Origin of the sequence: Cohnella sp. GbtcB17, assembly GCF_019091135.1 — a bacterium.
GTDB lineage: Bacteria > Bacillota > Bacilli > Paenibacillales > Paenibacillaceae > Cohnella.
In genome coordinates this window covers 62107-71018 of the sequence record NZ_JAGXJW010000043.1, presented here as the reverse complement: position 1 = coordinate 71018, position 8912 = coordinate 62107, and the positions used below count along the sequence as shown (strand labels likewise).

Here is an 8912-nt window from a genome sequence, read left to right as displayed (position 1 = left end):
TTGGCCGACCATCTTGTGTAGGCCGCGGCTCCAGTGGAGGTCCTTCTTGTGGGACCTGAATTGGGTCGTCAGTTTGTTGATGTTCTCCGTCAGGATCGCGATTTGAACTTCCGGGGATCCGGTGTCCGAAGCGTGCGTCTTGTGCAGCTCGATCAGTTCTTGTTTGCGCTCTTGCGTCAATGCCATCCCAATCACCTCCGTGTTCGATTTGTCTAATCGCCTGTGGCCGAGCTGTCGCCGGTGAGAGCGTCCGGCCAAGCCAAGGTTCATGTGAAGCCGGCACTGCCGACAACGTTCAATAGTATAGCATAATGCCTATGATCATAGCAACAAGCGCTTAAAACGAGCGAACGCGCCGCCTTAGCGCAAGCCGAGAGCGCGAAGCTCCTCGCGGGCCCGCTCTGCATCTTTGCCGATCTGCGTCTTGAGCTCGTCGAAGGAAGCGAACTTCGTCTCCGGGCGCAAAAAGCGGTGGAACCGCACGGTAAGCGTACGTCCGTACAGATCGCCTTGGAAATCGAACAGGTTCGTCTCCAGTCTCGGCGCGCCGCCCGGCGCGTCGAACGTCGGCCGGACGCCCACGTTGATGACGCCGCCGAGCTCGCGCGTCCCGTCGTCCGCGCCGCCCACAGTCACCGCGTAGACGCCATGCCGCGGAATGACGTACGGCACGGCCGGCAGCATATTCGCCGTCGGAAAGCCGAGCAAGCGGCCGCGTGCGTCGCCGTGAACGATCTCGCCCGAGATCGCATAAGGGCGTCCGAGCAGCACGGCCGCCGACTCGCAGTCGCCCGACGCAAGACTCGCGCGAATCCGGGTGCTGCTGATCTTGGCATCGCCGTCGAACACCGGCTCGACGACGCGGACCGAGATCGCGCCGTCGCTAAGGCTGCGGAGCGCCTCTGCATCGCCTTGTCCGCGATGGCCGAACCTGAAGTCGAAGCCGACGACGGCGGATCGAACCCCCATCGGCAGCAGCAGCCGCCGGACGAAGCTCTCTGCCGACACTTCGGCGAAGCCATGGTCGAACGCCACGACGTAAGCCAGTTCGACGCCCAGCTCGGCGAACCGCGCCAGCTTGTCCTCGAGCGGCGTCAGCACCGTATGATAGCCGTCCTTGCCGAGCACGGTCCGCGGATGCGGACTGAACGTCAGCACGGCTGGCGCGAAGCCCTGCTCTCTCGCGGACGCCACCGCCTGGCGGATCACCTCGGCATGGCCTCTGTGCACGCCGTCGAAGAAGCCGATCGCCATCGCGACGCGGTCGCGGCAGGCGCCGGACGGCAGTTCGCCGTCCTTTGTCAACATCGTATGAGTCAAATCGTAACGTTCCACCCTGCTGTCCTCCTGCATCTTCGAAAGAGCGCGGACCGCCGCCTGGCGGACCTTAAGGTCACTCTTCCGGATGAAATACTTTGACAGCCTTGAGCCGCCGGCCCGGCATGTCCGCTTCGAACAAGCCCAGAAAAGCGCCGTCGTCGCGATACAGACGCCATAAGCCGTCTCGGTCCGGCGCCGGCGACAGCAGCTCGTACGGAATCGCCTTCCCCTGTCTCGCGTTCGCGGCAGCCTCGACTCCGCCGGTCGCGCGCGGAAACGGAAGGAGGCCGTCCGCCGGAATGAGCCGGCTTCCGAGCTGGCCGCTCTCCCGCAAGCGAGACATCTCCTCGAGCGTCAGGCTGTCGTCCGGCGCAAGTCCGGCGCTTTCCGTTCGCTTCAGAACGGCCATCGCCGCCGGGACGCCCAGCTTGCGTCCGATATCGACGCATAGCGTGCGAATGTAGGTGCCCTTGGAGCAGCGAACGGAAAACGAAGCCTCGGGCTGCGGCACGCCGGTCTTGATGTCTCCGAGACGAATGTCGTGAATCGTCACCGGGCGGGCCGGCCTGTCGACCGTCACGCCTTCCCTCGCCAGCTCATACAGCCGTTTGCCGTCGACCTTCAGCGCGGATACCATCGGCGGCACCTGCATGATGTCGCCGACAAAGGAGAGGATTGCTTCCCTGATCTCGGCTTCGCTTAATCCGCCGGCGTCCTGCGTTTCCAGCACTTCGCCGGTCAAATCCTCGGTGTCGGTGGCGATGCCGAAGCGGATCGTCGCCTCGTACGTCTTGGGCAGCTCCTGCAAGTACTCCACCATTCGCGTCGCCCTGCCGATACAAATCGGCAGCACGCCGGTCACGGCCGGATCCAGCGTTCCGGTGTGGCCGATCCGCTTGACGCCGAGAATGCGCCGAGCCTTGGCTACGACGTCGTGAGACGTCCAGCCCGTAGGCTTCCAAACCGCCAGTACGCCTTCAAAGCTATGCGTTTTGGCTTGCGTCATGCGATTCCAGCGCCTTTCCTACCGCCGCCGTCAACTGGGAGATCGCGTCCTCGAGCGCGGCTGCGACCTTGCAGCCGGCCGCACGGACGTGTCCCCCGCCCCCGAACAGCTGGGATACGGCCGCGACGTCGACCTTGCCCGCCGAACGCAGGCTGACCTTGACCGAATTCTCCGAATTTTGTTTGAACAGAATGCCGACCTCGACGCCCTCGACGTTGCGCGGGAAGTTCACGATGCCCTCCAGGTCCTCGTTTTTGGCGCCGGTGTCCGTCATGTCCTCCGGCGTCACCCACAGCCAGGCGATGCGCTTGTCCGCGCTGAACGTCAGACGGGACAGCGCCCGCTGCAAGACGAGCATCTGCTGAAGCGTCATGCGCTCGAGCAGATGCTCGGCCAGCATCGGACCGTCCACGCCGAGGTCGATCAGACGGGAAGCGATCGCGAGTACGTTAGGCGTCGTATTGCTGTAGCGGAATCCGCCGGTATCGGTGAGCATGCCGGTATAGATCGCCGTCGCGGCGTCCTTGTCCAGCACCGTGCCCGTCCGCTCGATCAATTCGTATAAGATCTCGGCCGTGGCGGCAGCATCCGAGCGCAGCACGTTCACGAGCCCGTAGCCGTTGTTCGTCGGATGGTGGTCGATGTTCAGCAGCTCAAAGTTTTCTTCGAACCGTTCCGTCGCATTGCCGACCCGGCTGAAATCGGCGCAATCGACCGCGATGACATGACGATAAGCACGTCCGGCTTCGCCGGACGCGTTCGTCTGAATCCGTTCGCTTCCCGTCAGGTAATGAAGACGTTCGGGAACGGGACCTTCATTGTACATGGCATAGCTTTTGCCCAGCTTGTCCAGCAGCCAGGCGACCGCCACCGTAGAGCTGATGGCGTCGCCGTCCGGCTGAACGTGCGAGACGACGAGGAAGTCGTCCCGCTCCCGGATAAAGTCGACTGCGGCGTCGAGCTGCGCGGTCCAGGCGTTCATGAAGGCTGGTTTCCTTTGTTGATGTCCGCCAGCAGCGCTTCGATACGGCTGCCGTAGGCGATCGAGCTGTCGAAACGGAACTCGATCTCCGGCGTATGCCGCAGCCGCATGCGGTTGCCGAGCTCCGAACGGAGGAACCCTTTGGCCTTGGCCAGCGCGTGCAGCGTCGCTTCCTTCTGTTCGTCGTTGCCCAAAATGCTGAGGTACACGCGCGCCTGGGACAGATCTCCCGTCACGTCGACGCCCGTCACCGTAATAAAGCCGATGCGCGGATCCTTCAGCTCGGTCTGGATCAGCGAGCTGATCTCCTTCTTGATCTGTTCGCCGACACGGCCGACGCGGAATTTAGCCACTGTCCATCCCCTCTTCCCTGCTTCATGCGCGGATTAGCGCTCGACGGACTCCATGATAAACGCTTCGAGCACGTCGCCGATCTGAAGATCGTTGAACTTGTCGAGCGTAATGCCGCATTCATAGCCTTCCGAAACTTCCTTCGCGTCATCCTTGAACCGCTTGAGGGAATCGATCTTGCCCTCGAAGGCGACCACGCCGCCGCGCACAAGGCGCACTTCGGCGTTGCGGGCGACCTTGCCGTCCGTGACCATGCAGCCGGCGATCGTGCCGACCTTGCTGACTTTGAACGTCTCGCGGACTTCGGCGTGGCCGATGACCTTCTCCTTGAACACCGGATCGAGCATGCCCTTCATCGCCTGTTCGATCTCCTCGATCACCTTGTAGATGATGCGGTGGAGACGCAGGTCGACCTTCTCCTGCTCCGCGGCTTGCGCGGCGCGCGGTTCAGGACGAACGTTGAAGCCGATGATGATCGCAGCCGATGCGAGCGCGAGCGATACGTCGGACTCGGTGATCGCGCCGACGCCGCTGTGGATCGTCTTGACGCGCACGCCTTCGACCTCGATCTTCTCGAGAGAGCCCTTGAGCGCTTCGAGCGATCCCTGGACGTCCGCCTTCAGAATGACGTTCAGATCCTTGATCTCGCCTTCCTTGATCTTGCTGAACAGATCCTCGAGCGTAACCTTCTGGTTGGAGCGCATCGATTCTTGGCGCGTCTTGATCGAACGCTTGTCGGCGATCTCGCGCGCTTTGCGCTCGTCCTCGAACACCATGAACGGATCGCCCGCTTGCGGCACTTCCGTCAGGCCGGTGATCTCGACCGGCGTCGACGGTCCGGCTTCCTTGACGCGGCGTCCGCGGTCGTTGGTCATCGCGCGAATCCGGCCGAAGCAGTCGCCCGCGACGAACGCGTCGCCGACCTTGAGCGTACCGTTCTGGACGAGGATACGGGCGATCGGCCCCTTGCCCTTGTCGAGCTCGGCTTCGATGACCGTGCCGCGCGCCCGCTTGTCGGGATTGGCCTTGTAGTCGTTCACTTCGGAAACGAGCAGAATCATCTCGAGCAAGCCGTCGAGGTTCAGGCGCTGCTTGGCGGACAGTTCGACGAAGATCGTGTCGCCGCCCCATGCTTCCTGAACGAGGCCGTATTCGGTCAGCTCCTGCTTGACCTTGTCCGGGTTCGCGCCCGGCTTGTCGGTCTTGTTGACCGCCACGATGATCGGCACGTTCGCCGCCTTGGCGTGGTTGATCGCTTCGACCGTCTGCGGCATGACGCCGTCGTCGGCCGCTACGACCAGAATCGTAATATCGGTAACCTGGGCGCCGCGCGCACGCATCGTCGTGAACGCTTCGTGACCCGGCGTATCCAGGAACGTGATCTTTTTGCCGTGCACCTCGACCTGATAAGCGCCGATATGCTGGGTGATGCCGCCGGCTTCGCCGCTGGCGACCTGCGTCTCGCGGATCGCGTCAAGCAGCGTCGTCTTGCCGTGGTCGACGTGGCCCATGATCGTGACGACAGCAGGACGGGTAATCAGATCGGCCTCTTCGTCCGTTTCCTCGATCGTCTCGAAGTTCGTGTCTTCGACTGCGATCTTGACTTCGACTTCGACGCCGAACTCGCCTGCGATGAGCAGGATCGTGTCCATGTCGAGATCCTGGTTGATCGTCGCCATGACGCCCATCATGAACAGCTTCTTGATAACCTCGGAAGCGTCCTTGTGAAGCAGCTTGGCCAGATCCCCTACGGTCATCTCGCCGCGGACGATGATCTTCTTCGGCGTGTTGTCGATCTTCTCGCGCGGAGGCAGGTTGCGGCCCTTGGCGTTCTTGCCGCCCTTGCCCTTGCGCGGCCCGCCGCGTCCGGTCTCCTCGAAACGCCGATTGAAGTCGTTGTCCTTGCGCTTCGCGCCGCCGTCGCGGTTAAAGCCGCCGCGATTGTCCCCGCCGCGGTTGTCGCTGCGCTGGCCGCCCGGACGGCTGCCGAAGCCGCCGCCTTGGCCGCCGCGTCCGGCTGCCGCTGCAGGTGCCGGTGCCGGGCCTCTGCCCGCGCCGCCGCTGAAACCGCCGCCGCCCGATGGACGATTGCCCTGGTAGCCGCCGCCTTGACCGCCTGCCGGACGGTTGCCCTGGTAGCCGCCTCCGCCTTGACCGCCCGCTGGACGGTTGCCTTGATAGCCGCCTCCGCCTTGACCGCCCGCTGGACGGTTGCCTTGATAGCCGCCTCCGCCTTGGCCGCCGGATGGACGGTTGCCTTGATAGCCGCCTCCGCCTTGACCGCCCGCTGGACGGTTGCCCTGGTAGCCGCCTCCGCCCTGGCCGCCTCCGCCCTGGCCGCCGCCTTGACGGTTGCCTTGATAGCCGCCTCCGCCCTGGCCGCCGCCTTGACGGTTGCCCTGATAGCCGCCGCCCTGGCCGCCGCCTTGACGGTTGCCTTGGTAGCCGCCGCCGGATTGGCCGCCGCCTTGCGGACGCTCCGAAGCAGGCGACGAAGTCGTCGCATTGCCGGACGCGCTAGGCTGCGAAGGCGCTGCCGCTTGCGAAGCGGGTGCCGCTTGCTGCGCGGCCGGGGCCGGAGCAGGCGCCGGAGACGGTGCCGTCGGCGCAGGCTGCGCCGGGCGGGAAGCGACCGAAGCCGTCTCTTCCGATCGGCGCGCAGGCTGCTGCTGGCCGCCGCCCTGGCGGTTCTGGCCGCCCAGGTCGCCTGCCGGACGATTGCCCGCCGGCTTGTTCTGCGCCATCTTGGCCGCCGCGTTCGCCTTCACGTCGCGGAAAAACTTCTCTACGGACGCGACCATGCCGTCTTCCATGACGCTCATATGGTTGTTGACCGGCTTGCCGACCCGCTCGAGAATTTTCTGGACTTCTTTGCTGCTCATATTCAGCTGCTTGGCGTATTCGTACACCCGCAGCTTATCTTTGTTATCCGATTGTTTATTACTCAATATTCTCCACCTCCGAATGTTGAACGAAGCCCTCGCGAACGAGATTCGCGAAGCCTTGGTCCGTGACGGCGAACAGCACGCGTTCGGGCTTGCCCACGGCACCTCCCAGATCGTACCGGGAGTAGCCGGCAAGCAGCTCTACGCCATAGGTTGCGCATTTGTCCGCCACTTTCTTGCGCGTATTGTCGGAAGCGTCGCGGGCGATCACCACCAGCTTCGCTTCGCCCGCGCGAATGCTCTTAAGCACCGTCTCGTCCCCGGAGACGAGCTTGCCGGCCCGCATGGCGAGCCCCAGCCGCGACAGCGTCTTATCGCTAGTCGTCATCGCCGTCATCCAACTCCTTCGCGGCGATGAATTCGCCCTCGAGCTTCAAAAACTCTTCCTCCAGCCGATCGTAAACCTCGGGCGGCACGGGCGCCTTGAGCGCGCGCTCCAGCGCCTTCGTCTTCTTGGCCAGCTTGAAGTAGGACAGCTTGCCGCACAGATAGGCGCCCCTACCGGGTTTTTTACCCGTCAGATCGAGGGATATCTCCCCCGTCGGCGACCGAACGATGCGGATGAGCTCTTTTTTAGGCATCATTTCCTGGCTCGCGATGCATTTGCGCTGCGGTATCTTCCTCGGTCTCAAGGTTTCTCGCCTCCCATGCGGACCGTCTATATGATTGCCGCCTGAAAATTAATCGATCGTCACGCTGTCCTGGTGCATCGCATCGCCTTCGGTGCGCGGCCGGCCGTATTCCTGCTCCGCCTGCGTCTCGCTCTTGATATCGATCTTCCACCCGGTCAGCTTCGCGGCGAGCCGCGCGTTCTGGCCCTTGATGCCGATCGCGAGCGACAGCTGATAGTCCGGCACGATAACGCGCGCCATCTTTTCGGCCTCGAACACGATGACCTCGAGCACCTTGGAAGGGCTGAGCGCATTGGCAACGTATTCCTCGACGGCGTCGGACCAGCGGACGATATCGATCTTCTCGCCCTTAAGCTCGTTCACGATCGTCTGTACCCGCACGCCCTTCTGTCCGACGCAGGAGCCGATCGGATCGACTTCATCCGCACGCGAATGAACGGCGATCTTGGAACGGAAGCCCGCTTCGCGTGCGACCGAACGGATCTCGACCGTGCCGTCGAATATCTCGGGCACCTCGAGCTCGAACAGCCGCTTGAGCAGTCCGGGATGCGTCCGCGACAAAATGATCTGCGGTCCCTTGCTCGTATTCTCGACCTTCGTGATATAAGACTTTACCCGATCGCCCTGCTTGAACTTGTCGGTCGGCATGAGCTCGGTGAGCGGCAGCGCCGCCTCGACCTTGCCCAAGTCGACGTACAGGTTGCGCATGTCGATCCGCTGGATGATGCCGGTCACGATGTCCTGCTCTTTGTCCACGTACGCGTGGTAGATCAGCCCGCGCTCCGCCTCGCGGATACGCTGGGTCACGACCTGCTTCGCCGTCTGGGCCGCGATCCGTCCGAAATCCCGCGGCGTCACCTCGATCTCGGCGATGTCCTCGATCTGATAGTGCGGATTGATGGAGCGGGCCGCGTCGATCGCGATCTCGAGGCGCGGGTCGAGCACCTCGTCGACGACGGTCTTGCGCGCGTACACTTTGATCAGGCCGGTATTGCGGTTGATGTCGACGCGTACGTTCTGCGCCGTATTGAAATTGCGTTTATAGCTGGAGATAAGTGCCGCTTCGATGGCCTCGATGAGGACATCCTTGGCGATGCCTTTGTCGCGTTCGATCTCGCCCAAGGCTTCAATAAACTCCATGCTCATAGCTCCTGCTCTCCTCCTCTCGCAAATTAAAAGACGATGGCCAGCCTCGCGGAAGCCACTTTATCGTAAGGAATCTCATGGCGCTTGCGCCCGACGGTCACGGTCATCACGCTGCCGTCGAAGCCGTCCAGGCTGCCTTCGAATTCCTTGGCGCCGTCCACCGGCTCATAGGTCGTAACGAATACATGTTTGCCGACAGCAGAAGCGACGTCCTCCGCTTTCTTCAGGGGACGTTCGGCGCCCGGCGAGCTCACCTCGAGGAAGTAAGCTTCGGGGATCGGGTCGGCTTCGTCGAGCTTCCCGCTTAAATATTCGGACACCCGGCCGCAGTCGTCGATATCGATGCCGCCCGCCTTGTCCACGAATACGCGCAGAAAGTAGTTGCTGCCTTCCTTGACGTATTCTACATCCACCAGCTCGAAGCCGTTCTCCTCCACGAAGGGGGCGACCAGCTGCTCGACCGCGGATTTGATCTTCGAAACGCTCAAATGACCAGACCTCCCGATTGCTTCAAATGGATATCTGCAGAA

10 protein-coding genes are annotated in these 8912 nt (G+C 62.8%); all 10 read right to left on the bottom strand.

All coding sequences use genetic code 11. From position 1 onward, the window contains the following. Window positions 1–186, bottom strand: a 186-nt coding sequence (gene rpsO / locus KVT38_RS22415; RefSeq protein ID WP_217595972.1) for a 30S ribosomal protein S15, incomplete at its 3' end; no start/stop codon positions are given. Window positions 187–360: 174 nt separating this feature from the next. Beyond that, a complete protein-coding gene (locus tag KVT38_RS22410; protein ID WP_217595971.1) occupies window positions 361–1335 on the bottom strand; it encodes a bifunctional riboflavin kinase/FAD synthetase in 975 nt (324 codons plus the stop codon). A 58-nt stretch (window positions 1336–1393) separates the two neighbouring features. Then, entirely contained in the window at window positions 1394–2326 is a 933-nt protein-coding gene (gene truB / locus KVT38_RS22405) for a tRNA pseudouridine(55) synthase TruB (RefSeq protein ID WP_217595970.1), read from the bottom strand. Then, window positions 2304–3308: a DHH family phosphoesterase gene (locus tag KVT38_RS22400; RefSeq protein ID WP_217595969.1), complete on the bottom strand. Its 1005-nt coding sequence runs from the start codon at window positions 3306–3308 to the stop codon at window positions 2304–2306. Before KVT38_RS22400 ends, truB begins: the two co-directional genes overlap by 23 nt. Further along, a complete protein-coding gene (rbfA, locus tag KVT38_RS22395) occupies window positions 3305–3661 on the bottom strand; it encodes a 30S ribosome-binding factor RbfA (RefSeq protein WP_217595968.1) in 357 nt (118 codons plus the stop codon). Before rbfA ends, KVT38_RS22400 begins: the two co-directional genes overlap by 4 nt. Before the next feature lie 33 nt (window positions 3662–3694). Beyond that, complete coding sequence (gene infB / locus KVT38_RS22390) at window positions 3695–6607, bottom strand: translation initiation factor IF-2 (protein ID WP_217595967.1); 2913 nt, start codon at window positions 6605–6607, stop codon at window positions 3695–3697. Next, window positions 6600–6932, bottom strand: coding sequence for a L7Ae/L30e/S12e/Gadd45 family ribosomal protein (locus KVT38_RS22385; RefSeq protein WP_217595966.1), 333 nt, complete (start codon window positions 6930–6932; stop codon window positions 6600–6602). The genes infB and KVT38_RS22385 overlap by 8 nt, the downstream gene beginning before the upstream one ends. Further along, window positions 6922–7236, bottom strand: coding sequence for an RNase P modulator RnpM (gene rnpM / locus KVT38_RS22380; RefSeq protein ID WP_217595965.1), 315 nt, complete (start codon window positions 7234–7236; stop codon window positions 6922–6924). Before rnpM ends, KVT38_RS22385 begins: the two co-directional genes overlap by 11 nt. Before the next feature lie 48 nt (window positions 7237–7284). Continuing rightward, a complete protein-coding gene (gene nusA / locus KVT38_RS22375) occupies window positions 7285–8382 on the bottom strand; it encodes a transcription termination factor NusA (RefSeq protein ID WP_217595964.1) in 1098 nt (365 codons plus the stop codon). A gap of 26 nt (window positions 8383–8408) precedes the next feature. Beyond that, window positions 8409–8870: a ribosome maturation factor RimP gene (gene rimP, locus KVT38_RS22370; RefSeq protein WP_217595963.1), complete on the bottom strand. Its 462-nt coding sequence runs from the start codon at window positions 8868–8870 to the stop codon at window positions 8409–8411. Window positions 8871–8912: the final 42 nt, after the last annotated feature.

What these genes read in the sequence shown, in the direction of transcription:
- KVT38_RS22385 (WP_217595966.1), bottom strand. Translation starts at nt 6,932, where the DNA reads ATGACGACTAGCGATAAGACGCTGTCGCGGCTGGGGCTCGCCATGCGG.
- KVT38_RS22400 (WP_217595969.1), bottom strand. Translation starts at nt 3,308, where the DNA reads ATGAACGCCTGGACCGCGCAGCTCGACGCCGCAGTCGACTTTATCCGG.
- nusA (WP_217595964.1), bottom strand. Translation starts at nt 8,382, where the DNA reads ATGAGCATGGAGTTTATTGAAGCCTTGGGCGAGATCGAACGCGACAAA.
- truB (WP_217595970.1), bottom strand. Translation starts at nt 2,326, where the DNA reads ATGACGCAAGCCAAAACGCATAGCTTTGAAGGCGTACTGGCGGTTTGG.